Raw genomic sequence first — 24403 nt, forward strand, 5'->3', positions numbered from 1 at the left:
CAAATCAAAACCGACGACTCACAGAGCGACCGGACCGAATGAAGGGGGCGGCCCAGCACCCCACACGCGTGCGGCTCCCCGCTCGCCGCAACGACCCCTCCACAGCCGGGGCCCCACTCATAGTGGTCGTCACCCTAATCGTGACGCGCCTGGACGTACGGCGACTCACCAACACGGCACGCCGGACTCCACACCGGCAGCCGACTGCGCCCCTTGAGCGAGCGTCTCGACGTTTAGGCAGCAGAGATGAGCGAAAGTAGCGCGACTCCACGGCGATTGACGGCACAGCTGGGCGCAGCGGCCAAAAGCCCGGAACAACTTCGGCGGCCAATCTTGCCGCAGTCATGACTGCACGTGCTGCGAAATTGCCGCGCCCCCAGTGAGATTGGACCGATTCCTCGCGAATCGTCATGAAGGCCACGGCTTTAGGAGCTGTTACCAGTTCGTGATCCAAACATCTGCGTGATCCACCGGGTGCGGCCGAAAGGTCAGGCGAGAGACGCAGAGGCAGGCGGCAGAGCGCCCCCTCTTCGCCCCTGATGGACGTCTTTGGCCGGTCGCACACCCCACCCACGGAATGGGCGGCAGGTTGGCTCGCATCAATCCCCATGAAGCGCAGCCTCATCACGGAAGATACCCCAGAAAGAAGGATCGACATGACCTCCACGACGCGCACCCACAAGCGCACCACCAGCATCGCCGTTGCCGCCGCCCTCGCCGCGGCCCTCACCACCCCGGCTCTGGCCGCCTTCGCTGCCGACACCCCTGCCACCAGTGCCACCGCTCCCACCGTGACCGACGGCGTCGGTTGGGCTAAGGACACGTACACCGTGACCGCGACGACCGGCGTCACCTGGAAGGTGAAGGTCGGCTCGGAGAGTGAAGTGGCCGCATCCGGCGAGAACAAGGCCCTGTTCAGCACCCAGCCCGCCGCCAAGACCACGACCGTCGTGTTCACGCCCACTGCTGCCACCGGCTATGTCCTTGGCGCGGACGTCAAGCCGGTCACGCTGAAGGTGACGAACGTGCCTGCGAAGAGCGTCACGCCGAAGGCGCCGACAGCGGTGCTGGACAAGAAGACGAACCTGTACAAGAACGTCTCCATTCCCTACGTCGCCGGTGTCAAGTACACGGTGGGCAGCACTGTTGTCGACCAGGCGGATAAGAAGGCCAAGCTGGTGGCGGTGTCCGGCCAGAAGACGACGGTCAAGGCCGCGCTGGAGAGTGAGAGCTTTGTCCTCGACGCGACCAAGCCGATCGTCACCGAATGGGTGCTCGACACGCAGTCGGCCGACCGCTCCGTCGCAGTGAACGTCAGCAACCTGGTCACGGGGGTCGACGGCCCGGGCACCAAGGACTACCTGGAGATCAAGGGCTTGGACGGCGTTCTGTTCACCGTCGGCACCGGCAAGCCGATTGCTGTCAAGAGCGGTACGGTCAAGAGGATCGGCGTCAAGGCCTCCGCCACGCCCACCCTCCCGGTGAAGGCTGCGCCCGCGACAGGATATGTGTTCGCAGACGGCGCCGTCACCTCCAACAACTACACCTTCACGGCGCTGTCAGTCGCGGAGGTCAAGGACAACATCTCCGTGACCACCGGACGCGTGGTGACGCTGAAGGCGCACCCGGCGATCAAGTCGTGGAAGGTCGGCAAGACCACCATCGCCTTCCCGAAGAACGGCACCGAGGTCAAGTTCACCCTCCCCGCGGACGGTGCGATCGTGGCCACTCCGGCCGCTGGCTACACGCTCTCGGTCGGTACAGGCCAGAGCGCAGCGGCAACCGACGCCAAGGGAATCTTGACGGTCACCCCCGTCAAGGACACCGCCTTCCCTGCGTGATCTGGTCTGATTGATCTGGTCTGCGTCACGCCGCGGAAGTGCTGCCCCCTCTCGCTCCGGCGAGAGGGGGCAGCACTGTCTCACGTCAGTGTTCATGTCCGCTTTCGCCAGGCTGAGTCAGTCGAAGGGCGCTGAGAGACCCGTTGCCGTTCAGCGGGTCGAGCAGACCTGGCACCCGCCTCGCGCGGCGACGCCATCAATCCCGCAGCGAGATCACGCCGTATCCGAACCCGTCGACACGAACCTCGTCACCGTCGATCCTCACGCCCTCTCCGAGCAGTGCCGATCCTCCGGACGCGCCCGCGACGACGACACGGCCGGGCTCACGTCTCGGGTTGACGACGATGAGGTGCGACTCCCCGCGGCGGTAGACGAAGGGGTATCCGCGGTGGAGGACGGTCGTGGGGGCGCTGGTGCGGAGGTCCGAAACGCGGCGGCGCAGGGCGACGAGCCGGCGGACGAGGGCGAGGGTGGAGTGCGGGTCGCCCTCCTGCGCGGCGACGGTGGGGCGGGCGGGGTCGGGGTCGATCGGCAGGTAGAGGTCCTCCGGGGGTGCGCTCGAGAAGCCCGCGCTCCGGCCGTCGTCCCACTGCATCGGCGACCGGCACCCCGCCCGGTTGTAGTCCGGGTGGCACACCGCGCCCTCGACGTCGGGCAGACCCGGCAGATACCGCATCCCGATCTCGTCGCCGTAGTACAGCGACGGCACGCTCCCCCACGTGAAGAGGAACGTGAGGGCGGCGCCGAGCTGCTCGGCGGTGCGGGGTCCGCACACGAGGCGGTCGAAGTCGTGATCCGCCGTCGCCATGACGATCGGACGTCCCGGATCCTCCCGGCGCGCCGCCTCCCACGCGGTGAGGAACGTCTCGGTGCTGCCGCGACCCGCCGCGTCGAAGAACGGTTCGTGCGGCGGATGGAACGGCAACCGCCCGGCGGCGTGGTTGTCGAAGAGGCTGCCGTGCGGTTCGTGGATGACGAGGAAGAAGTCGGCGTCGAAGGCGAACGGTGCCCCGGTGCGGGGTTCGGCGCCCTCGGGGAGGAGGACGGCCTCCGGGTGGGCGCCCTCCATCCACGCCCGCAGCTCCCGCCAGATCGCCGCCGACGCCGCCGCCCCGGCGTTCTTGCCCGCATCGTCCTTGACCAACGAGAACGCCATGTCGACCCGGAACCCCGCGACGCCCTTCGAGAGCCAGAAATCGAGGACCTCCCGGAGCATCGCGACGTTGCGGCGGGGGCCGGGGTCATCGACGCCGTCGCGCCACGGCTGGTCGGGCGGGAGGGTCGTCCACCCGAAGTTGAGCGCCGGTTGGGAGTCGTAGAAGTTGCGGAGATACCACCCCGGGCGCGGCCCCGGCGAGGGCACCCAGCCGGGGGTGCCGGGGATGGTCGACGCGGAGGAGCGGTGCGGCAGCTCCGCACACCACACGAACCGGTCACCCTCGGGTGCCGGGCCCTCCGCGGCGAGTTCGGCCTGGAACCACGGGTGGTCGCTCGAGGTGTGCCCGACGACGAGGTCCAGCAGCACCCTGATCCCCCGCTCCCGCGCCGCCTCGACGAGCTCGACGAGGTCCTCGTTCGTGCCGTACCGCGGCGCGACGGTGAAGTAGTCGGCGACGTCGTACCCGGCGTCCCGGAACGGCGACACGAAGCACGGGTTGAACCAGATCGCGTCCACGCCGAGGGAGGCGAGATGGTCGAGCCGGTCGATGACGCCACGGAGGTCACCGATCCCGTCGCCGTTCGAATCCGCGAACGACTGCGGGTAGATCTGATAGATGACGGCGTCACGGAACCAGGTGGGCGTCATGGACCCGATCCTCCCCCAGACGGGTCACGCAGCGCCGCGCTGTCTGATCCTCCACCCTCGCGCTCCGGGGAAACGCGCCGATCGTGAGGGTCCAGGTTCGTCGTCCAGGACCCTCACCCTGCGAGCACCGACGCCGATCAGAGGAGTGGCTGCAACGAACGGATTCGTCGCCGACAGCTTCAGGGAAGAAGGCAGCATGACCACCGTCGCCCACCGGCCCGCGGCCGGCCGCCTCGTGGTTCCGCAGGACCATCACAACGGCCTCGGCATCGCCGGACTGGTTCTCGGGATCCTCGCCGCCCTCGTCTGTGCCGTGCCCCTCATCGGACTGCTCGGCGTCCCCCTTGCGCTCATCGCCCTCGTGTTGTCGGTTCTCGGCGTCATGCGGGCCTACTCCGGCGATGCCTCGAACTTCGGCATCGCGGCGGCCGGCCTGGTTCTGTCGGTCGCCGCCCTGGGCTTCGCGATCTTCTGGTTCACCGCTGCCATGTTGTCGGGCATCGACCCCACCGGCGCCTCGTCCGAGGACGTGATGCCGCTGGCCGTCGGCACCTTCACCGACTCGGAGACGGGCTCGTCGGCGACACGCACGGTCGCCAAGGGCGAGGATCTGGTGGTCGGCGGCCTGCTGAGCAGCGGCAAGGCCTCCTTCGTCGTCGACGACTTCGCGCCCGGCGTCAAGGGCAAGGAGGCCTGGATGGCCCCGAGCCCGGGAAACAAGTACGTCGCCGCCCACGTCATCGTGGAGAACCTGGGCAGCGACACCTACGAGAACATCAGCTGAATCGGCGCCAAGGTGTACACCAGCGAGGGCCAGGGATACCCGAGCTTCCCCCTGGTCTCCTCCACCCGGGGACCGGCCCTCCCCGACACCATCGATCTCAAACCCGGCAGCAAGATCGACGGCTGGCTCGTCTTCGAGGTCCCCGCAGGCGCCACCATCGCCTCGGTCGTCCTCGATGATGCCGAGTGGACTCTCTGACCGGTCCTTCCGAGCGGTACGTCTCCCGCACGGGGCACTCGGTCCCGACACCCCGAGACGTTCCCCGCTTGTGCTCACGTCGGGCACGACCGGTGAGACTGGCACATGAACAGGCCGACGATTCGGCACATCCCACGGAGGACGACCATGACCACTGCACCCGCCCGCATCGCCGCCCCCGAGAACGGTCTCGGCACCGCCGCGCTCATCGTCGGCATCCTGGCCGCGGTCATCTGCGCCGTCCCCGTCCTGGGATTGCTCGGAGCTCCCCTGGCGCTCATCGGGTTGGGGTTGTCCATCCCCGGGCTCATGAGGGCGAACGCCGGCCGCGCCACCAATCGGGGCTCTGCCATCGCCGGTCTCGTGCTCTCCATCCTCGCGTTGCTCGCCTGCCTCCTCTGGGTGGTCGTCGGTGTCGTCGCCGCATCGGACTCCTCCCCGCAGACCGGGACGACCAACAGTTCCGCGGAGGACGTGACCGGGGCGAAGGATCAACCCGCCGGCGCCGATGTCTCGAGCAGTGACAAGACGGTCGCCGTCGGCAAGGCAGTGGTGATCGACGATTTCGGGGGGCGCGGACGCGCCTCCGTCACGGTGACGGACGTGAAGTCCTCCGTCACGTCGACGAACGAATTCGTCACGCCGGACGCCGGCAACAAGTACGTCGCGGCGCGCGTCACCATCAAGAACGTGGGCAAGGAGACGTACGAGAACGTGAGCTGGTTCGGGGCGAAGGTGTACACCGCGCAGGGTCAGGCGTACGACGCCGATCCGCTCGGTGAAACCGCGCTCGACGAGGCCCTTCCGATGAACATCGACCTCAAGCCCGGAGGCACCGTCGCCGGGTGGATCCTCTTCGAGATCCCGGCGAAGGGCAAGGTCTCCTCGGTCGTCTTCGACGATGCCGAATGGGGGCTGTGAGCCCGGTCCTCGCGGACGGGCCGACTTCGCGCGCACAAGCCCCCGCCTGCGGCGCGACGTCGCCGACGAGGCGGCCCGTTTCGGCTACGAGCGCCCTTCCGTCGTACACCGATGCCGCGGAGGCGGGCCGGCTCGTCGTCCTCGGCCCCCGACCAGCGGTTCTGCCCGGCGCGACTCGGGCGCCCCGCATCGGTGTACGACGGAAGGGCGGAGACCCCGGCCGCTCTCCCGCCGTCAGCGGCGCCGTCGGGCCGTGCCGAAGAGGCTGCGGGTGATCTCACGGCCGAGGGTGGTGCCGGCCGAGCGGAGCATCGAGCGCATCATCGGGTTGTCCATGACCTGCTCGAACACCCCGGGCTCGTCCTTCGTCGCGGGCGTGCGGCGGGGGCGGGAGTCATCCTGCGGGATCGGGATGGGCTGGGGGCCACCGCTCGAGGGCGGGGCGGGCGGCGGGGTCGTGGTCGACACCGGTGCCTCGGCGGCGTCTCCCGCGCCGGCCACGCGCGCAGCGAGCATCTCGTACGCCGACTCCCGGTCCACGGCCTGGCCGTACGTCGCCGACAGCGGTGAGGCGGTGACGGCCTGCGTCATCTGCTCCGGCGGCATCGGCCCCATGAGCGACTGCGGCGCGCACATCCGGGTCCACGCGACCGGGGTCGGGGCACCGCGCTCCGAGAGCACCGTGACGACGGCCTCGCCGATCCCGAGACTCTGCAGCAGCTCGCCGAGGTCGTAGTCGCTCTTGGGGAACGTCTTCACGGTGGCACGCAGGGCCTTCTCGTCCTCCGGGGTGAACGCGCGCAAGGCGTGCTGCACCCGGTTGCCGAGCTGCCCGAGCACACCCGTCGGCACGTCCTTCGGCGTCTGGGTGACGAAGAAGATGCCGACACCCTTCGAGCGGATGAGGCGGACGGTCTGCTCGATCTGGTCGACGAACTCCTTACTCGCGTCGTCGAAGAGCAGGTGCGCCTCGTCGAAGAAGAACACGAGTCGGGGCGCGGCGACGTCGCCCACCTCAGGGAGGTCGGCGAAGAGGTCGGCGAGCAGCCACATGAGGAACGTCGAGAACAGCGCCGGCCGGTCCTGCACGGCCGGGAGCTCGAGGCACGAGATGATCCCGCGCCCATCGGAGGCGGTGCGGAGGAGGTGGTCGGTGTCGAACGCGGGCTCACCGAAGAAGACATCCGCGCCCTGGTCGGAGAACGCGACGAGCGACCGCAGGATCACCCCGGCCGTCGCGCTCGACAGGCCGCCAAGCTCCTTGAGGTCGCCCTTGCCCTCCTCGGAGGTGAGGTGGCGGACGACGGCCTGCAGATCCTTGAGGTCGAGCAACGGCAGACCGCGCTTGTCGGCGTAGTGGAAGACGAGGCCGAGGCTGGAGGTCTGGGTCGCGTTGAGGCCCAGCACCTTCGAGAGGAGCATCGGCCCGAAGTCGGTGATCGTCGCCCGCATGGGGACGCCGGTGCCGCGCCCGCCGAGGCTGAAGAACTCGACGGGGAAACCCTGGGCCTGCCAGGCCTGCCCCACCTCACCGGCGCGGGCGAGCGTCTTCTCCCCACCCTCCCCCGGCACGCCGAGTCCCGAGAGGTCGCCCTTGAGGTCGGCGAGGAACACCGGCACCCCGTTCGTGGCGAGTTGCTCCGCCATGAGCTGCAGGGTCTTCGTCTTGCCGGTGCCCGTCGCCCCCGCGATGAGGCCGTGCCGGTTCATCACCGACAACGGGAGGGTCACCGGGACGTCGGCGTGCGGCGTGGGCGCGGTCGCCTCGCCGGAGACCGCGGCTCCGAGGCGGATCACCGGCCCGGAGGCGGCGTAGCCGGAGCGGATGGCGTCGAGCTGCTCGGTACTCACGACGCGAAGCCTACGGGCGCCGACCCGCCGCTTGAACCCTCTCATCAGCCGTGTTCGAGGCGCCGACGCCCCGAGGGCCGTGGGACGATCGACGGGGAGGACGACGTGGCCGGTGAACGCCACCGGCATCGTCACGCAGGCGCCTGAGGGCGCTTGCACGCGAGGAGGATCCGTGAAGGACATGTACGAGGCGGGCATGCCGACGGCCCAGCGCCGTCGTCGCCGGGCCGTGCTTCTCGTCCTCCTCGCCCTCGGCGCCCTGCTGCTCGGCACGCTCCTGTGGGGCCTGCTCAGGCCCGAGAAGCCGGCACCCTCCGCGCCACCGACGCCCCCGGCCGGCTCGTCGACCGCATCGGCCTGCCCGGAGCCTCCTGCCGGCATCACGGTCGACGTCTACAACGCGACCGAGCGCGCCGGACTCGCCGGCCTCACCGCCGACACCCTGCGCGCCCAGCGCTTCGAGGTGGGCCAGGCGACGAACGCGCCGAGCGGCACGGTCATCACCTCCCCCGCCGAGATCCGCTACGGACCGGCGGGGAAGGTCGGCGCGACGGTGCTCGCCCGCCGGATCCGCGGCGTCGTCCTCCACGAGATCCCCCGCGAGGGGACGACCGTCGATCTCGTCATCGGCGCCGATTTCGGGGCTGTTCAGCCGCCCACGACGCCGCCGACGTGCTGACACCGGCCGCCGACCTCCTCGGTGCGTCTCACCATGCGAACATCTTGGACGTCCAAGAGAACAGGCGTTGCATCTCGGCGAAAACGTATGAGTTGCACGGCGTTTCATCAGGCGAACATCGTCCGGCCGATGACCTGCGCGGATGCCACCCGGCCCGCTGGGCCGAATAGCCCAGGAGACAACTCCGTTCGCCGGCGACCCACACACCCGACCAGGACGCCCGTCAAGTTTCTCGAATTCTTACTTGGACGCCTGCCCACCCCGCCGATAGGCAGGTGTCGGCAACCAGTCGACGCCCCGGCGGGGGGCCGGGCGGACAGATCGGGGAATCACCATGAGCACCAGCACCGTCCATGCAGACGAACTCCACGTCGCGCTCCAGGGAATGACGACCGCCGTCGACGTCGTCGAGGCCGTCTTCACGCCCTGGGACGACGACCAGCTCGCCGAGCTCACCGGCCTCCTCGCCGAGATGACCGGCCTCGAGCGGCTCGATGCCGCCGTCGAGACCGAGGTCGCCTGACACCTCGGTCGGCCCCGCAGGCCCGCGTGCCTCGCGCCACGGGATCGCGGTCGATGTCGAGACCGCGACGACCCACCTCACGACGGCCCGTGACCCGCGCCGCCCCACCGGGCGAGGCGCCGGTCGCGGGCCGTCGCCGTGGTCCGGTTGAGCCGCGAGGCCGCCCTCGATCTCGGGAAACACCGGATGCGGTCGAAGGGGCGCGTCTAGGCTGAACACACCAGGTGGCACCGGCCCGACGGGGGTCGCCGGCGCCGTCCCCACGCGTGTCGGACCTACGAAGGAGTGGGCGTCGTGCTCGACGAGATCGACCTCTCCGCGATGATCCCCACCGCCCATCCCGAGGAGATGGAGGAGATCCGCCGCTTCCTCGCGGCCCACTCCCTCGACCTCGACACGACGCTCGAAGTCGTCGTCACCGCACGCCACTACGGCCGGTTGCTCGGCTGCGCCGGGCTCACCGGCAGCGTCGTCAAGTGCGTCGCCGTGGACGAGGAGATGCAGGGACGCGACCTCCTTCCGCGGCTCATGCTCGAGGTGTCGTTCCTCGCCCTCGACCGGGGTCGGCCGCACCTGTTCCTCTACACCTCCCCCCGCAACGAGGCGGCGTTCCGCGCGTGCGGGTTCCACCCCGTGGTCACGGTGCCGGACCAGGTCCTCATGATGGAGAACACGCCCCGCGGCGTCCACGCCTACGCCGAGGAGCTCCGCCACTACCGGCGGGAACGGGAGCGCGTCGGCGCCGTCGTCCTCAACGCCAACCCGTTCACGCTCGGGCACCGGCACCTGCTCACCGTCGCCGCGGCGGAGTGCGACTACCTCCACGTCTTCGTCGTCGGCGAGGACGCGTCGGCCTTCTCCTTCGACCAGCGGATCGCCCTGGTGCGTGCGGGGGTCGCCGAGATGGATCTGCGCGACCGCATCCACGTCCACCCCGGCACCCGGTACGTCGTGAGCAAGGCGACGTTCCCCACGTACTTCCTCAAGGACCGCGGCATCGTCGACCTCGCGGCCACCGCCGTCGATCTGCTCATCTTCCGTCAGCACATCGCCCCGGCCCTCGGCATCACGCACCGCTACGTGGGCACCGAGCCGTTCTGCGCAGTGACGCGGCAGTACAACGCCGACATGCACTACTGGCTCGAACGACGCGATCTGCCCGCACCCCCGGTCGAGGTCGTGGAGGTCCCTCGGCTGGAACGCGGCGGCGCGGCGGTCTCGGCCACCGAGGTCCGACGACGCTACGCCGCCGGCGACCTCGAGGGTCTGCGCGACCTGGTCCCCCTGCCGACGTTCCGCCTCCTGGCCGCGGGCGACGCACCCGCGACCACGACCCGGACCCTCGTCCACTCCCCCACCAGTGGAGGTGCGTGATGCACATCGTTCACGACTCCCTCGCGGGCACACTGGAATCCAGCGATGCCGTCGTGCGGGTGTCACCGCTTCCGACCCTGGAGGTCACGGTCGTCTCGACCGTCGAGGCGCAGTTCGGCGCCCAGATCCGCGCCGTCGTCGCCGAGACCCTCGACGCCCTGGCCGTGGAGAGCGGACGCGTCGTCGTCGAGGACAAGGGTGCGCTCGACTGCACGCTCCGCGCCCGGGTGCAGGCCGCCGTCGCGCGTGCCTGCGACGAGCCGTTGGACTGGAGCGCACTGTGACCACCCTCCCCGGATCATCCTCCGATCACCCTGTGCTGCAAGGCGTGTCACAGCCCGGCGCGAGCGCGCACCACCCCCACCCGGACATGCTGGGCACCCTCGACGCCGACGCCCACGCCGAGCAGATGCCGCACCGCAGCATGTTGTTCATCCCCGGCTCCAACGCGGCGATGCTCTCGACCGCGTACATCTACGGCGCCGACGCGATCATGTTCGACCTCGAGGACGGCGTCGCCCTCCGCGAGAAGGACTCCGCGCGGCTGCTCGTCATGCAGACCCTCCGCAGCGGTCTCTACGACGGCGTCGAGACCGTCGTCCGCATCAACCCCCTCGACACCCCCTTCGGGCGCCCCGACCTCGAGGCCGCCGTGCGGGCCGGGGCCGACGTCATCCGCCTCCCCAAGACCCAGACCGCCGCGGACATCACCGAACTCGATACCGCCGTCGAGGAGATCGAGCGGGCATGCGGGCGCGAGGTCGGATCCACGAGGCTCATGGCCGCGATCGAGTCGGCCGCAGGAGTCGTCAACGCCGTCGCGATCGCCACCGCCAGCCCCCGCCTCGTCTCGATCGCGCTCGCCGGGTTCGACTACGTCATCGACATGCGGACCACGCGCGGCGACGGGTCCGAGCTGTTCTACGCCCGGTGCGCCGTGCTGCACGCCGCGCGCGTCGCCGGCATCGCCGCCTACGACGTCGTGTTCTCCGATGTGGACGACGAGGCCGGGTTCCTCGCGGAGGTCGAGACGATCCGGCGCCTCGGCTTCGACGGGAAGTCGCTGGTCAATCCACGCCAGATCGACCTGCTCCACAACGCCTACGCGCCGACCCAGGACGAACTCGACCACGCCCGACTCGTCGTCCAGGCCGCGGAGCGCGCCGCCGAGGACGGCCTCGGCGTCGTCTCCCTGGGCGGCAAGATGATCGACGCTCCGATCATCGAGGCCGCCCGCCGCACCCTGCGCTACGCCGCGTCCTCCGGGGTGCGGCGTGAATCTGGAGGGGTGACGACGAGTGTGAGGACACGAGCGTCCGCGGGGGCCGGAGCGCCGACGAGTTCGTCCCGACCGGAAGGGGTTCGTCCATGACCGCCACCAGCACCCTGTCCTCCGGCATGCGTGGACGCGGGCAGGGGTCGAGCAGTCGGGACAGACTCGCAGGCCTCGGCGAGGCCGACCGCACGGCGCTCGGTGGACACCGGCTCTTCGAGGGCTGGGCGGCTGCGACGCCTCATCTCACCGACCCCGCCACGAAGCGCTCCCGCAAGGTCCGCGACTCCCTCGAGGCCGCGATCGCCGAGTCCGGGCTCGTCGACGGCGGCACGATCTCCTTCCACCACCACTTCCGCGAGGGCGATGCGTGCCTGCTCCTCACCCTCGACACCCTCGCGCGCATGGGGTTCAAGGACCTCACGCTCGCCGGAAGCTCACTCAACTCCTGCCACGCAGGCCTCGTCGAGCACATCCGCAACGGGGTCATCGCCCGGATCTACACCTCCGGCATGCGCGGCGAGCTCGCGCGGCAGATCTCCGCAGGGCTCATGGACGAGCCGATCAACATCCACAGCCACGGCGGCCGCGTCGCCCTCATGCAGGCGGGCGAACTGCAGGTCGATGTCGCGTTCCTCGGCGTTCCCGCGTGCGACGTGATGGGCAACGCCGACGGCGTCACCGGGCGGTCCCGCTGCGGCTCACTCGGTTACGCGAAGGTCGACGCCGGGCGTGCCGGGTGCGTCGTCCTGCTCACGGAGGAGATCGCCGACTACCCCCACCTGCCCGCGAGCCTCACGCAGGACCAGGTCGACATGATCGTCACCGTCGACACGATCGGCGACCCCGCGAAGATCAGCGTCGGCGCCGCCCGCATCACGAGCAACCCCCGCGAGCTGCTCATCGCCCGCCACGCCGCCGACGTCATCGAGCATTCCGGATACTTCACCGACGGGTTCTCGATGCAGACAGGCTCCGGCGCCAGCGCCACGGCCGCCACGAGGTTCCTCGAATCGCGCCTTCGGCGCCGTGGCGTCACGGCCGGGTTCGCCCTCGGCGGCATCACCGCGGGGATCGTCGACCTGCACGAGAAGGGACTCATCGAGAGGATCCTCGACGTGCAGAGCTTCGACACCGTCGCCGCACGATCCCTCGCCGAGAACCCGCGGCACCGTGAGATCTCGGCCGACGAGTACGCGAGCCCCCTCGGCAAGGGGGCGGCCGTCGACGCGCTCGACCTCGTCATCCTCTCGGCCCTCGAGATCGACCTCGACTTCAACGTCAACGTCGTCACCGGTTCGGACGGCGTGATGATGGGCGCCTCCGGCGGGCACTGCGACACCGCGGCGGGGGCCAACCTGTCGATCATCGTCGGCCCGCTCATCCGTGGCCGAATCCCCACCGTCGTGCCGCGGGTGACCACGCTCGTCACCCCGGGCGAGAACGTCGGCGTCCTCGTCACCGACCACGGCATCGCGGTCCACCCCTCCCGACCCGAGGTGCGCGAACGACTCCTCGCCGCCGGACTGCCCGTCACGACCATCGAGGAACTCCACGCCCGCGCCACGGCCATCGCCGGGGTGCCCGCCCCCATCGAATTCGACGACCGGATCGTCGGCCTCATCCGCTACCGCGACGGCAGCGTGATCGACGTCGTCCGACAGGTCGCAGGAGGGACGGTCCGATGAGCACCGCACTCGAGGAGAATCCCCACCCCCCTCCGCTCACCGACGTCTCCGACACCGCGGATCTCGCCGGGCCGGACACCACACCCGACGGCGTCGCCCCGGGGGTCGGGCTCGATGATGGCCGGGTCGGCGGACCCCCCACCGGTGCGGCCGGACTCGGCGACGTGCTCGCCGCGCGTGACGCCCGGGCCGCCCGCCAGCGCACGCTGGCCGGGGAGTTCGGTGCTGACGGTGCCGCTGACGGCGGTCCGCCCGTCGCCTCGGTCGTGAGCCTCACGCTGGTCGCGCCGGGCCCGGACAAGAACCCGCCCTGGGCACCGACGGTGTTCGCGGCGGCCATGGAGGCTGCCGCGGCAGCGTTCGACCCCGAGGCTCTCCGGCACCGCGAGGCCCACGAGTCCCTGGCCGGACCGCAGGGGTACCTCGTGCTCGCTCTCCCCCCACCCGAGGTCAAGCGGCGTCTCGTCACCGTCGAGGACGCCCACCCGTGGGGCCGGCTGTTCGACCTCGACGTGGTCGTCGACGGGCGCCCACTCGCCCGAACGGACGTCGGTTCACCGCCGCGCCGCTGCCTCGTGTGTGACGGGCCCGCCGCCCCGTGCGCCCGTTCCCGGGCCCACGACCTCCCGACCCTCGCCTCGGCCATCGCCGCGGTGCTGGAATGAACGGCCGCGTCGTGTCGCGCTCCGTCAACGCCGACCTCGACCGACTTGCTCGGCTCGTCGACTCGGCCCTGCGCATCGAGGCCCGCCTCACCCCCAAACCCGGCCTCGTCGACCACCGCAACGACGGCGCGCACATCGACATGGACCTGCGGACCCTCACCGCGAGTGCCGACGCCCTCGGCCCGTGGTGGGTGGAGTTCGCCCTGGTGGGGGCGCAGCACGCGAACGGAAACGGCACCGGCAGCCGCCCTGGTCTCGGCCAGGGCGATGGCCACGGCGACGATGACGATGACGATGACGACGCGAGGTTCCTCGCCGATCTGCGGGCCGTGGGGCGCACCCTCGAGCAGGTGATGTTCGATGCGACCGACGGGGTCAACACCCACAAGGGCGCCATCTTCGCGTTCGGTCTCCTGCTCGGGTGCGCCGGACGGCGCCTCGGTGAGGGGCGACGGATCGACGTCGGGGTGTGCGACGACGTCGGACGACTCGCCACCACGGTGCTGCTCGACGATCTCGTCGCGAGCGACCGTGCCCCGGTCACCGCAGGTGAGCGCCTCTACCGCGAGCACGGACTCACCGGTGCCCGCGGCCAGGCGGCCTCCGGGTACGCGGCGGCGCGCGAGGTCGGCCTCGTCGCCTACCGCGAGGCCCTCGAGATCCTCAACGCGCAGCCACACCTCGCGCTCGGCCCGATGATGCGCGACCGTGCCCTGCTCCACGCCCTGCTCGCGTTGTTGTCCGTCAACTCGGACACCAACCTCGCCCACCGCGGCGGCGTCGAGGCGATGTCGTGGGTGGCACGTCGGGCCGAGGCGATCCTCGCCCAGGGCGGCGCCCTCAACCCCGACTACGTCCGGCTCGTCGAGTCGTTCGACGACGAACTCATCCACGCCCACCTCTCCCCCGGCGGCACCGCCGACCTCCTGGCCGTGACGATCTGGCTCTCCACCCTCCCCCCGGTCCAGGACTGACCTGGCCGCGCCCCGATCGGGGCGGCGTCCCCGGCGAGCGGGGACCACACACGCGACCCATGTGGCAAGAACAGCGGAGTCGACGACTTCCCCCTCACGGGGCCGGCTCCCTGAACTGCAAAGATGTCAGCGGACGACTCCGCGGTCCGAGGTCGACTCCGCCGGTATTGCCACATCGCAGGCAGCCACGCGCCATATCACCCGCCGACGGACGGGGATCAGAGCGCAGGGATGGTCCGGGTGAGGCCGAGATGGGCGATGAGGGCGGCGCCGTCGCGGCCGGCGTCGTGGGCGCGCATCTGCTCGGCGATGCGGTGTGCGGCAGCGCGTTCCGGAGAGTCGCCGAGCACCCGGGTCACGGCGCCGCGCACGTCTGCAGGGGTGGGGCGGGTCGTACGGAGCACGACACCGGTCCCCGAGTACCGCACGCGCGCACCGATGTCGGCCTTCTCCTCGGTGACGCCGGCATGGACGAGCGGAACCCCGTGAGCGAGGGCGAGGGTCACCCCGGTGTACCCGCCGTTGGTGACGAAGACGTCGGCCTCCGCGAGGACGGCGTCGTAGGGGGCGAACGGGACGACGACCGCGTTGTCGGGGACCGAGCCGCCGCACGCGCGGGCGAGGGCCTCGACGGAGGCCGACCCGCTGGTCGCGAGCACCGTGACATCGAGATCGGCGAGACCCACGAGGGTGGGGGCGAGGAGTTCGGTGACGTCGTCGCGGATCGTTCCCTGGCTGACGAGGACCACCGGGCGCTCGGGGCGATCCCGCCACGCCGCCGGCGGTGACCACGACCCGTCGACGGGCCGCAGCGCCCCGACCCACCGCACGTGCGCGGGGAGGTGCCTGCGTGGGTACTCGAATCCCGATGTCGCGCCCTGCAGGTGGAGCATCGGTGACAGGTTAGCGGTGAGGACCGACCCACGCCCCGGTGGCAGGCCGCATCCCTGCCGGGCCCGGGAGAGCCGTCGCGCGGCCCGCGCGAACACGAGGCGGGTGGCGCCCGTGACGACGAGATTGCGCAGATCCCACGGCCACCCCGTGACGTACGGCAGCCCGGAGCCGAACGGCGGGGTGTCACGCTCGGCGTAGTGCAGCGGGCCGTCGCCGAAGCTCACCCACGGAATCCCGCAGGCCTCGGCGGCCATCCCGGCACCGAACGCCAGGGAATCGGTGAGCAGGACGTCGACGCCCTCGGCCTCGATGACGGCGCGCAGGTCACCGCACCGCCGGGCGGCCTCCCCCACGAACGCGGTCTCGAACGCGGACCGGATGTCGGCCAGACCGTCGAACCGCACGGCCGACGGCGCCGGTCGGCTCGGAGAGATGGGCTGGGCGCCATGGCGTCTCGCGCGCGCGTGGAAGGCGGGATCGCAGTACCAGAGGACACGGTGCCCGTTCTCGACGAGACGCGCGACGAACGGTGTCGCGTTGAGGGTGTGCGCGGGGATCTCGACGCTCGCCACGAGCACGGTGACCTGCCCGTCCATGCCCTCCCCCGTTCCTGCGGCCTGCGCCGCGTCCACCACGCTATCGGCTGCCGGGCCCCGTAGCCTGGCGGGACCGGCATCCCCGACGAAACGGACCCCGATGACCCCTTCCCCGGCCGCACACCGGGACGTCGTCCTCGACCTCACCGGGGTGCGACGCCGCTTCGGGGCGCACGTCGCGCTCGACGGCGTCGACCTGCAGGTGCGGGCCGGCGAGGCGATCGGGCTGCTCGGTCCGAACGGGGCGGGGAAGACGACGCTGCTGTCCCTGGCGACGGGACTCCGGCGACCCGACGCCGGCACCGTCCGGCTCTTCGGGCGGTCTCCGCGCGATCCCACCACGCGTGTCGGCCTCGGGGTGACGCCGCAGTCCACCTCGCTGCCCCAGGCGTTGCGGGTGCGGGAGGTCGTCACCCTGGTCGCCGGCCACTACCCCGACCCCGTGCCGGCCGGCGAACTGCTCGAGCGGTTCGGCCTCACGAAGGTCGCGGGTGCGCAGTGCGGTGGGCTGTCGGGAGGGCAGCAGAGGCGGCTGCTGGTCGCGCTCGCGCTCGTCGGTCGGCCGCGCCTCGCGGTGCTCGACGAGCCCACGACGGGCCTCGATCTCGACGCCCGCGACGTGCTCTGGCGCGAGCTGTCGGACTACCACGCCGACGGCGGCACCCTTCTCGTCACCAGCCATTACCTCCCCGACGTCGAGAGTCTCACGCAGCGCCTCGCCGTCCTCGTCGCGGGGAAGGTGGTGGCCGACGGGCCGATCGCCGAGATCCGGGGCCTGGCACGCGTCGCGCGCGTCCGGCTGCGCACCGCGCTCCCCGACGCCGTGCTCCTCGATCTGCCAGGGGTGCTCGAGGTCGCCGACGCCGGGCGCGACGGGTTCGCGATCGCCGGTGACGGGCAGCTGCGGGAGATCCGCACACGGAACGGCGACGCCACCGTCCGTGCGCTCGTGTCCGCCGGGATGCCGTTCACCGACCTCGACGTGCGCCCCGCCTCGCTCGAAGACGCCGTCCGCCACCTCACGGGAGGGCTCCGATGACGCGCGCCGACACCGACGGAGCCGCCGCCGAGCGCCTCGACCCCGAGGCGGGGGCCGGGGAGCCCGTGGCGCACCGCGCGATCGATCGCGACGACGGGGTGTCGACGACGTCGGGCTGGACGACGTCGCACCCCCGGTCCCACCGCCAGGGGCAGTCCACCGTGAGCCCGAGGGCCACGTGGCGTCTCGTCCTCGCCCATGCGAGGGCGCAGGGCCTGGAGGTGGTGCGCAGCCCGTTGGCACTGGTCACGAACACGATGTACCCGACGTTGGCGTTCGCGTTCTTCGTGCTGCCGCAGCGGGCCATCATCTCCGATCCGGTGCAGTCCCTCGTGGCGACGACGCAGCTCTCGCTGTTCGGTGTCTTGACGGCCCTCGTGTTCGGATACGGCATCTCCGCAGCTCAGGACCGCGCAGACCCATGGACGACCTACCTGCGGACCCTGCCCGCCGGTGCGCTCGCCACGACCGCGGCTCGGTTCGTCGTCGGCCTCGTCGCGGTGTCGGCGAGCCTCGTCCCACTGCTCCTCGTGGCGCTGTTCGCCACGGCGGCCCCCGACGCGTTCACCTCCGGAGCGCTCGAATGGTGGCGCGCGCCGGCGGCTGCGGCCATCGTCCTCGCCGCGGGACTGCCGTTCCTGTCGATGGCCGTCGCGATCGCGTATACGACGACACCGCGCTCCGCCCTGGCTCTCGCGCAGCTCGTGACCTTCCCGTTGGCGTTCGTCGGGGGGCTCATGTTCCCGCCCGAGATGTTCCCCGACTGGGCGGACGTGTTCTCCCTCGCCACCCCCGTGCGTGCCGCCCGGGACCTGGCCGTCGGGGTGCTGTTGGATGCCCCGATCCCCTCGTCGTCGCTGCCGGTGCTCCTGGGCTGGACGGTCGCGCTCCTCGGCCTCGCCGTCTGGGCCAACCGCCGCGACGAGGGTCGGCGCTTCCGCTGACGCGCCGGGCCGCCCCGGGGCCGGCGTCCCGCGACGCCTCGTGCGCCGACGCCTCGGGTCGCGACGTCGGCGGCGGCGCCGGGACCCGTCGCACATACACGCGCAGGTCCGACCACTCCGAGGGACCGTGCACGCGAGGCACGTCCGCCTCGAGAGCCCCCTCGACGCCGGGCCCCTCACCGGCGGCGTCGCGGACTCGACCCACGTGCCGCCCGGGGACACGGGTGCCGGCGAGGCGGGAGACCCTACGCCGACGTGTCGACCCGACCCATGTGGGTGAGGGGGGCGGCCCCGGTGAGGTGGGGCCGTTCGGGTCCCGAGGCGGCGAGGCCGAGGATCAGGTCGGCGGCGTGGTCGGCACCGTCGGAGCGCAGGCGTGGGCCGAGTGCACGGGCGGCTCGGCGCATGGCGGGGGCTCCAGGGCCGGTCACGTCGCGGATCAGCCGGGTCAGTCGCGTCGTCGTGAGGAGGGCCCTCGGCACGGGACGGGGCCCCAGGCCGAGGTCGGCGACCCGCCGCCCCCAATAGGCCTGGTCACCGAGGTGGGGAACGACGGCGCTCGGGACCCCGGCCCGAATCGCCGCCGACGTCGTGCCCGCGCCGCCATGGTGCACGACCGCTGCCATCCGCGGGAAGAGCCAGGCGTGCGGATACTCCCCGAGCACGAGCACATCGTCCGCGTCCGAAGGGGCCGCGCCGGGAGGGGGCTGCAGGACGACCCGCACCCCGGCGCGTCGGGCGGCGTCCACGAACATCCGCTGGTCCTTCGCAGGATCGGCCGCCGGGCACGAGCCGAACCCCACGTACACGGGTGCGGGACCGGCGGCGAGGAAGGCTGCGAGCCGATCGGTCCCCGGGAACGGGTCGTGCCGGACCACCGCTCCGCCGATCGAACGCTCGTCGACCGCGGGCCCCGACTCACGGGCCTCGCGTGACCGTCCCGTCATGAAGCACGGCTCGTCCGCGGACCATTCGTCCGTCGCCACCCGACCGTCCATCGCGGCGGACGGAGGCTCCCCGCATGGGGTCTGTGCCGGTGAACCGTCGCCGACGAGGGGCCTGTCCACCCGCGGAGTGCCCCCGGGATCGCCGTGCGGGTTGCGGCACGCGGTGCTGACCGGGGGCCGGCTGCGCTCACCCACGACGTGGGTGGGTCTCGGCGTCGGCGAGGTCCAGAACCCCGTCTGCCGGACGCCGGAGGGCCAGTCGGGGGCGGGGGGTGTGAGGGCGGGGTCGACGGCGAGGAGGATCGGCAGGCGCCCGGCCGCCACGGCTGCCGCGGGCATCGCAAGGCCCCCTCCGATCTCATCGAGAACGCCCGAGATCGCGGACCTCCCGGCCACTCCTGGCCCCTCGTGGCGTCCTGGTGGTCCGCCGCCGAACCGGTGACCTGCGAGTCGCCCGGCGCGACTCGACATCGCGGTCGACAGCATCCACCCCCACGTCGAGGTGAACGTCGTCGCCGGGCCGGGGACACCCGGTGTGAGGACCGTCGAGGCCGGCCGACTGCTCGGCAGCACCGGCGCGAACAGGGCGAGGACGGCCCGACGATCCGACAGGGCGGTGGCGACCTGCGCGGTCGCCAGACCCGCGACGACGACGTCCCCCGGGGCGCTCGCCCGTGCGACGGCCTCGACGAGGAGGGACGCCGCGCGTCGCAGCCGTGCCGTCATCTGCGCGAGCATCAGTCCCGGCTGGGCGAGGAGTGCCCGGCGTACCCAGGGGTGGGGATGCCACACGACGTCGGCGAGATCGGCCTCGATGGGGACGCCTTCGAACCCGGCCGCACGGACCAGCTCGGCGTACTCGCGCAGGGCGACCACGCGCACGACCTCCCCCCGTGCCCGCAGCGCGTCGGCGAGGGCGAGCATCGGGGTCAGATCGCCTCGCGACCCGAGGGCGAGGAGGACGACCGCCACTCAGCCGCGCAGCCGCACCGAGAGGCAGGTGACACAGCCCTCGAGCTTCTCGAACTCGGAGATGTCGACCGTGACCACGTGCAGACCCCGCTCGCGGAACAGCTGGGCCGACTCCGGCGCCGACGCCGACATGAGCACTCGGTCCTCACCGAGGAGGACCACGTGGGAGCCTGGCTCCTCGGGGACGGGGAGGAACTCCTCACCCCAGGTCAGCGGGGCGTCGACGAGCGGCGGGTAGCCGATGACCGTGCCGTCCGGCAGCGCCGTGACGGCGGACTTGAGGTGCAACACCGACTCGAGCGGCACCCCGACGACCTCGACCCCGAGCGGATCGAGCAGGTCCCTGAGCTGGGACAGCCCCTCCTCGTTCGTGCGGCCGCCCTGCCCGACCCACACCTTGCCGTCGAACTTGAGCACGTCGCCGCCGTCGATGGTCGCGGGCTCGGTGATCTCGGCGACCCGGTAGCCGTGTTCCTCGAGCACCTCGCGAAGACCCCGCGTCTCGCCACGGCGCTCCGGCGCCCCCGACCGCATGAGGATCGCGAGGTCGCCGTACACGAACACCGGGTCCTCGATGAAGACCGAGTCGGGGTGCTCCTCGGCGGGCGGCACCTCGACGACGTCCCACCCGGCGTCCTCCAGTGCCGCGACGTAACCCTCCCACTGCCGCACCGCGAGATCCACGTCGACGGGAGACCTCTCGATGTGGGTGACGAGACCCTCGGCGAGACGGCTGCTGGGGCGGCGGACGAGCGCGACGCGGCGGTTCATGCGCCCAGCCTGCCACCGATGCTCGACGGTGTGCAGGGTCTTTCGAGACCCCTCGCGCCCTCGCCACGCAGGACCCGCCTCGACCAGCGGGCGCCACCTGGCTCAGGTCGACACCGACGAACCCGATGGGGCGAGGGATACAGAGCCTTCTTCACGACCCTCGAACCGGAGGCCGGTGTCGACACCGGAGGTTGTGCGCTCCGGTCTCAGCGCCGGGCTCCGGTTCGAGGGTCGGCGTGGTGGGACATCGCGGGGGACGAAGGGGGATGCGGGGTGGGGGCGGGATGACGCAACTCGTGAGCATCCTGGTGCTCGTCGTCGTCCTGGTCGTCCTGTTCCAGATGTTCGGCGCCGGCCCGGACGAGGACGAGGCCCGACCCCCGGAGCCCAGGCCCCGACGCCCTGGTCCGGCTCTCCGCTCCAGCCCGGCTCTGGGCCCCGGCCCAGCTCTGCGCCAGGGTCCGGGTCCGCGTGCGGACCACGGTGCACCCTCGACGTCTCCCCTCGTCACTCCGAGTTCGGGCAGCACTACTCCGAGTTCGGGCGGCACTCCGGGCGCCGCGGCGTCCGGGACGCCAGACGGCCCCTCGCCCTCGGACCGGACGACGCCGCACCGTTCGACGGCCCCCACGCCCACCGCCCCCGGCGCCCACCGCACACCCGGTGGCGCCGGCTCGGGTGTCCCCCGGCGCTCCCGCACGCGTCTCTTCGGACTCGGCGGCACGGACATTCCCGACGGCACACCCCATCCCGGCCCGTATGCCGTGGCCGGGTACACGACGACCGGGTTCACCCCCGTCCGTGACCGGCTGGTGGCGCTCGGGGTGCTGCACGTGGACGCCGAGGGGAGGATCGAGGGGCGTTCCGAGGCGCTGCTCTCCCCGGGCGCCGCGGCGATTCCACCGCACCTCGCCCACCTGGCCGGACGACTGCCCGAGGCACCGTCGTTCGCCCGCGTCGCGCCACACCTGCTCCGGCTGCTCGAGGGGCGGGTCGTCGTCGCCCACGACGCCGAGGTGCTCGAGTCCTTCCTCGACGCCCACCTCATGGAGGCGGGCATCCTGGCGCCGAGCCTGCCGGCGCTCTGCACGCACGAGCTCGGCCGGGCGACGTTCCCGACCCGCAATCACCGTCTCTCCACGCTCGCCCGACACGTGGGGAGCGACGTCGTCGTCGGGCGCAGCGCGGTCGACGACGCGCATGCCGTCGCGGCGCTCCTGCCGAGGATTCTCGCCCGCCACGGCGCGACGCTCACCTATCCCTGTGCCGCGGTCGGAGATCCGTCGGCGATGGTCCTGCCGACCGGCCGGGCGCCGGTGGCCGGTGGCGACGCGCCCGATCCTTGGCTCGCCGACCTCTTCGCCCGCACCTCCGGTCTCGCCCGCGAGCTCAACGACGCGCGGGTGGCGCGGTACGTCGACGTCCTCGTGACGGTGCTCCTGCGCGGGCAGCTCGTCCCCGAGGAGGTCCGCGGCCTCACCCGCCTCATGGTCGCGGCGGGGTACGGCGCGGCCGAGCTGCGCCAGGTGCAGGAGCGGCTGCTCGAGTCGATGCGCCGAGCAGCGTTCGAGCACGGCAGGATCCGAGCCCGCGAGCTACGGCATCTGCGCGCGTGCGCGGCCTCCGTCGGCATCCCCGGGTACTTCGACGACCTCATCCCGCCGGAACCCGAGCCTGCGCCCGAACCGGGATCCGGGTCGTTCTCGCGCCCGGTCCGCAAACCACTTCCTCCCGCACCACCCCCGCAGCTGCCGCGCTGCGGACACTGCCTCGGGGTCGGCCACTACACCTCGTCCTGCCCCCGGCGCGAGAGCGGCCCGGTACAGGCGATCGGCCCGGTCTGAGGGCGGCGCTCACACCCGCGCGGGCACGGCTCCGAGCAGACGCTCCACGGCCCCGACGACCTCCGACACCCCCGGTGTGCGGAGCACCGCCGCGATGTGACCGTCGGGCCGCAGCACCCAGACCTCGTCGGCGCGGGCCGAGAGGGCCTCGGCGAGCTCGGCGTACCCCGACGTCCCGAGGCCGACGACCTCGACCGGCGCCGCCACGCTGCCGGCGACGGTGTCGAACGTGCCCGACTCGGGGCCGACGAGCAGGGTGATGCCGCGGCGGGCGAGGTCGCGGGAGCGGGTGACCCCGGGGCGGTCGGGATCGGAGACGGGCACGTCGGGGACGAGGACGCCCGGCACCGGCGCGGGCGCGTGGCCCTTGGGCGGACGCCCGCCGAACGACCTCTCCGGGGACGGCGTCGTGAGCGGGGAGTCGACGTACCAGAACGGCTCGGCGAGCCGGCCGGAGTCGACCCGTGCGCGGGCGGACTCGTCGGTGTCGGCCGTTTCGAGGATCTCGCGCCGGGTGCGCCACTCCTCCTCGGTCTGCGGGACGAGGAAGCACATCGTCGCGGTCGTCACCGCGAGGTTCTCGGCCGCGGCGGCGTGCCGTTCGTCGTGGTAGCTGTCGAGGAGGGCGTCCGTCGCCCAGGCGTGCCACACGAAGGCGAGCTTCCACGCGGCGTTCTCGGCGTCAGGTACCCCGGAGTTGAGTCCACGCGCCCCGAACGGCGAGACGAGGTGGGCCGCGTCGCCGGCCACGAGCACCCGCCCCACCCGCATCCGGTCGACCTGACGGGAGTGGAACCGGTACTGGCTCTTCCACACGATCTCGTAGTCGCGGTCGCCGATGACCTGACGGATGCGCCGGTCGAGCGCACCGGAGGCCTCCTCGTCGGCGAGGTCGTACTCCGGCGGCACCTGCCAGTCGATGCGGAACGTCGAGTCGGGGCACGGGTGGATGAGGACCTGGCGGCCGGGGTTCCACTCGGGGTCGAAGTAGAACCGCCGCTCCGACTCCCACCCCGGCAGGTCGGTACGGATGTCGCAGATGAGGAACTGGTCGGCGAACGTGTGCCCCTCGAAGCTCACGCCGAGGGCGCTGCGGAGCAGGTCGCTTCGGGCGCCGCTGCACATGAGCACGTAGCGTCCACGGACGTCGACGAACGTGTCGTCGCCACCGTGGTCGAGGAGGGTGTCGACGGCGCAGCGCAGCGTCACCCCGCCGTCGCGCTCGTCGAACGCGACGACCCGATGCCCCCACCGCACCTCGACGAGGGGTTGCCGGGCGAGGCACTCGTCGAGGATCTCCTCGGTGCGCGTCTGGGAGATGTTGACGAAGGGCGGGAACGGAGACGCGCCGTTGTCGACGAACCCCTGGCAGAACAGCTCCCGGTCGCGGTAGAGCGTGCGGGCGCGGACCCACGTGAGACCCTCCTCCGCGATCCGATCCCCCGCCCCGACCGCCGACCAGATGTCGAGGACGTCGCGCTGCTGGCACAGGGCCTTCGAGCCGACGGCGTCGCGCGCGGGTCGCGCGTCGAGGAGGAGCACCGGCACCCCCCAGCGGGCGAGCAGCAGGGCCGCCGTCTGCCCGACCGGCCCACCACCGATGACGACGACCGGCTCGCGGACGCCGCCCGCGTCGCCGGCGCCGTGGCCGCCGTCGCCGTGCCCGCGGCCACCACCGTCGCGCCCATGCCGCGCGTCCTCACCACCCGACCGCGCACCAGGGGTGTCGTGCGAAGCGATGTCGACGTCGTCGTCGCGCATAGCCGTTCCTCTCGAAGCGGGGTGGGGGGAGCGGGGCGATGGGGAGGGACAGGAGGC

The 24403-nt window shown here is 71.8% G+C and carries 21 protein-coding genes; 15 read left to right on the top strand and 6 right to left on the bottom strand.

The annotated features are described in order from the left end of the window. Positions 1-608: 608 nt before the first annotated feature. Entirely contained in the window at positions 609-1841 is a 1233-nt protein-coding gene (locus tag RT054_RS13175; protein WP_313024332.1) for a hypothetical protein, read from the top strand. A 196-nt stretch (positions 1842-2037) separates the two neighbouring features. On the opposite strand, the gene RT054_RS13180 is transcribed toward RT054_RS13175, so the two are convergent. Beyond that, positions 2038-3648 carry an alpha-amylase family glycosyl hydrolase gene (locus RT054_RS13180; protein ID WP_313024336.1) on the bottom strand — a complete coding sequence of 537 codons (1611 nt, stop codon included), beginning with the start codon at positions 3646-3648 and terminating at the stop codon, positions 2038-2040. Positions 3649-3844: 196 nt separating this feature from the next. Here RT054_RS13180 and RT054_RS13185 point away from each other — a divergent pair, with 196 nt between their 5' ends. The 3 genes from RT054_RS13185 (at position 3845) to RT054_RS13195 (ending at position 5551) form a co-directional block, all read left to right on the top strand. Next, the gene (locus RT054_RS13185) at positions 3845-4432 is read left to right on the top strand and encodes a hypothetical protein (RefSeq protein ID WP_313024339.1); all 588 of its coding nucleotides are present in this window, start codon (positions 3845-3847) and stop codon (positions 4430-4432) included. Positions 4433-4444: 12 nt separating this feature from the next. Then, positions 4445-4630: a hypothetical protein gene (locus tag RT054_RS13190; protein WP_313024341.1), complete on the top strand. Its 186-nt coding sequence runs from the start codon at positions 4445-4447 to the stop codon at positions 4628-4630. A 147-nt stretch (positions 4631-4777) separates the two neighbouring features. After that, positions 4778-5551 carry a DUF4352 domain-containing protein gene (locus tag RT054_RS13195; RefSeq protein WP_312717830.1) on the top strand — a complete coding sequence of 258 codons (774 nt, stop codon included), beginning with the start codon at positions 4778-4780 and terminating at the stop codon, positions 5549-5551. Positions 5552-5785: 234 nt separating this feature from the next. On the opposite strand, the gene RT054_RS13200 is transcribed toward RT054_RS13195, so the two are convergent. Then, a complete protein-coding gene (locus RT054_RS13200) occupies positions 5786-7447 on the bottom strand; it encodes a helicase HerA-like domain-containing protein (protein WP_313024344.1) in 1662 nt (553 codons plus the stop codon). Positions 7448-7583: 136 nt separating this feature from the next. Between RT054_RS13200 and RT054_RS13205 the strand changes: the two genes are divergently transcribed. From RT054_RS13205 to RT054_RS13240, 8 genes are all read left to right on the top strand, one after another. Further along, positions 7584-8081, top strand: a complete 498-nt coding sequence (locus tag RT054_RS13205; RefSeq protein WP_313024534.1) for a LytR C-terminal domain-containing protein — start codon at positions 7584-7586, stop codon at positions 8079-8081. Positions 8082-8415: 334 nt separating this feature from the next. Further along, positions 8416-8604: a hypothetical protein gene (locus RT054_RS13210; RefSeq protein WP_313024346.1), complete on the top strand. Its 189-nt coding sequence runs from the start codon at positions 8416-8418 to the stop codon at positions 8602-8604. 294 nt (positions 8605-8898) lie between these two features. Continuing rightward, positions 8899-9978 carry a [citrate (pro-3S)-lyase] ligase gene (gene citC / locus RT054_RS13215; RefSeq protein WP_313024349.1) on the top strand — a complete coding sequence of 360 codons (1080 nt, stop codon included), beginning with the start codon at positions 8899-8901 and terminating at the stop codon, positions 9976-9978. Further along, positions 9978-10262, top strand: coding sequence for a citrate lyase acyl carrier protein (citD, locus tag RT054_RS13220; protein WP_313024352.1), 285 nt, complete (start codon positions 9978-9980; stop codon positions 10260-10262). Before citC ends, citD begins: the two co-directional genes overlap by 1 nt. A 44-nt stretch (positions 10263-10306) precedes the next feature. Then, complete coding sequence (locus RT054_RS13225; RefSeq protein ID WP_313024355.1) at positions 10307-11350, top strand: aldolase/citrate lyase family protein; 1044 nt, start codon at positions 10307-10309, stop codon at positions 11348-11350. Further along, the gene (gene citF / locus RT054_RS13230; RefSeq protein ID WP_313024357.1) at positions 11347-12939 is read left to right on the top strand and encodes a citrate lyase subunit alpha; all 1593 of its coding nucleotides are present in this window, start codon (positions 11347-11349) and stop codon (positions 12937-12939) included. The genes RT054_RS13225 and citF overlap by 4 nt, the downstream gene beginning before the upstream one ends. Then, a complete protein-coding gene (citX, locus tag RT054_RS13235) occupies positions 12936-13604 on the top strand; it encodes a citrate lyase holo-[acyl-carrier protein] synthase (RefSeq protein ID WP_313024360.1) in 669 nt (222 codons plus the stop codon). The genes citF and citX overlap by 4 nt, the downstream gene beginning before the upstream one ends. Beyond that, entirely contained in the window at positions 13601-14578 is a 978-nt protein-coding gene (locus tag RT054_RS13240; protein ID WP_313024364.1) for a triphosphoribosyl-dephospho-CoA synthase, read from the top strand. Before citX ends, RT054_RS13240 begins: the two co-directional genes overlap by 4 nt. Before the next feature lie 218 nt (positions 14579-14796). Here the strand turns inward: RT054_RS13240 and RT054_RS13245 are convergent, their stop codons facing one another. Further along, complete coding sequence (locus RT054_RS13245) at positions 14797-16104, bottom strand: glycosyltransferase (RefSeq protein WP_313024367.1); 1308 nt, start codon at positions 16102-16104, stop codon at positions 14797-14799. A 64-nt stretch (positions 16105-16168) separates the two neighbouring features. On the opposite strand from RT054_RS13245, the gene RT054_RS13250 reads away from it, so the two are divergent. Continuing rightward, on the top strand, positions 16169-17107 hold the full coding sequence (locus tag RT054_RS13250; protein WP_313024371.1) for an ABC transporter ATP-binding protein: 939 nt from the start codon (positions 16169-16171) through the stop codon (positions 17105-17107). Then, complete coding sequence (locus RT054_RS13255) at positions 17104-18051, top strand: ABC transporter permease (RefSeq protein ID WP_313024375.1); 948 nt, start codon at positions 17104-17106, stop codon at positions 18049-18051. Before RT054_RS13250 ends, RT054_RS13255 begins: the two co-directional genes overlap by 4 nt. A 245-nt stretch (positions 18052-18296) precedes the next feature. Here the strand turns inward: RT054_RS13255 and RT054_RS13260 are convergent, their stop codons facing one another. Both RT054_RS13260 and ddaH read right to left on the bottom strand, forming a co-directional pair. After that, complete coding sequence (locus RT054_RS13260) at positions 18297-19970, bottom strand: glycosyltransferase (RefSeq protein WP_313024378.1); 1674 nt, start codon at positions 19968-19970, stop codon at positions 18297-18299. After that, entirely contained in the window at positions 19971-20741 is a 771-nt protein-coding gene (gene ddaH, locus RT054_RS13265; RefSeq protein WP_312717851.1) for a dimethylargininase, read from the bottom strand. Positions 20742-21505: 764 nt separating this feature from the next. On the opposite strand from ddaH, the gene RT054_RS13270 reads away from it, so the two are divergent. Then, on the top strand, positions 21506-22585 hold the full coding sequence (locus RT054_RS13270; RefSeq protein WP_313024383.1) for an exonuclease domain-containing protein: 1080 nt from the start codon (positions 21506-21508) through the stop codon (positions 22583-22585). A gap of 9 nt (positions 22586-22594) precedes the next feature. Here RT054_RS13270 and RT054_RS13275 read toward each other — a convergent pair whose 3' ends face one another. Continuing rightward, entirely contained in the window at positions 22595-24346 is a 1752-nt protein-coding gene (locus RT054_RS13275; RefSeq protein ID WP_313024386.1) for an FAD-dependent monooxygenase, read from the bottom strand. Positions 24347-24403 lie beyond the last annotated feature (57 nt).

It is taken from the genome of Mobilicoccus sp. (assembly GCF_032060985.1).
Lineage (GTDB): Bacteria > Actinomycetota > Actinomycetes > Actinomycetales > Dermatophilaceae > Mobilicoccus.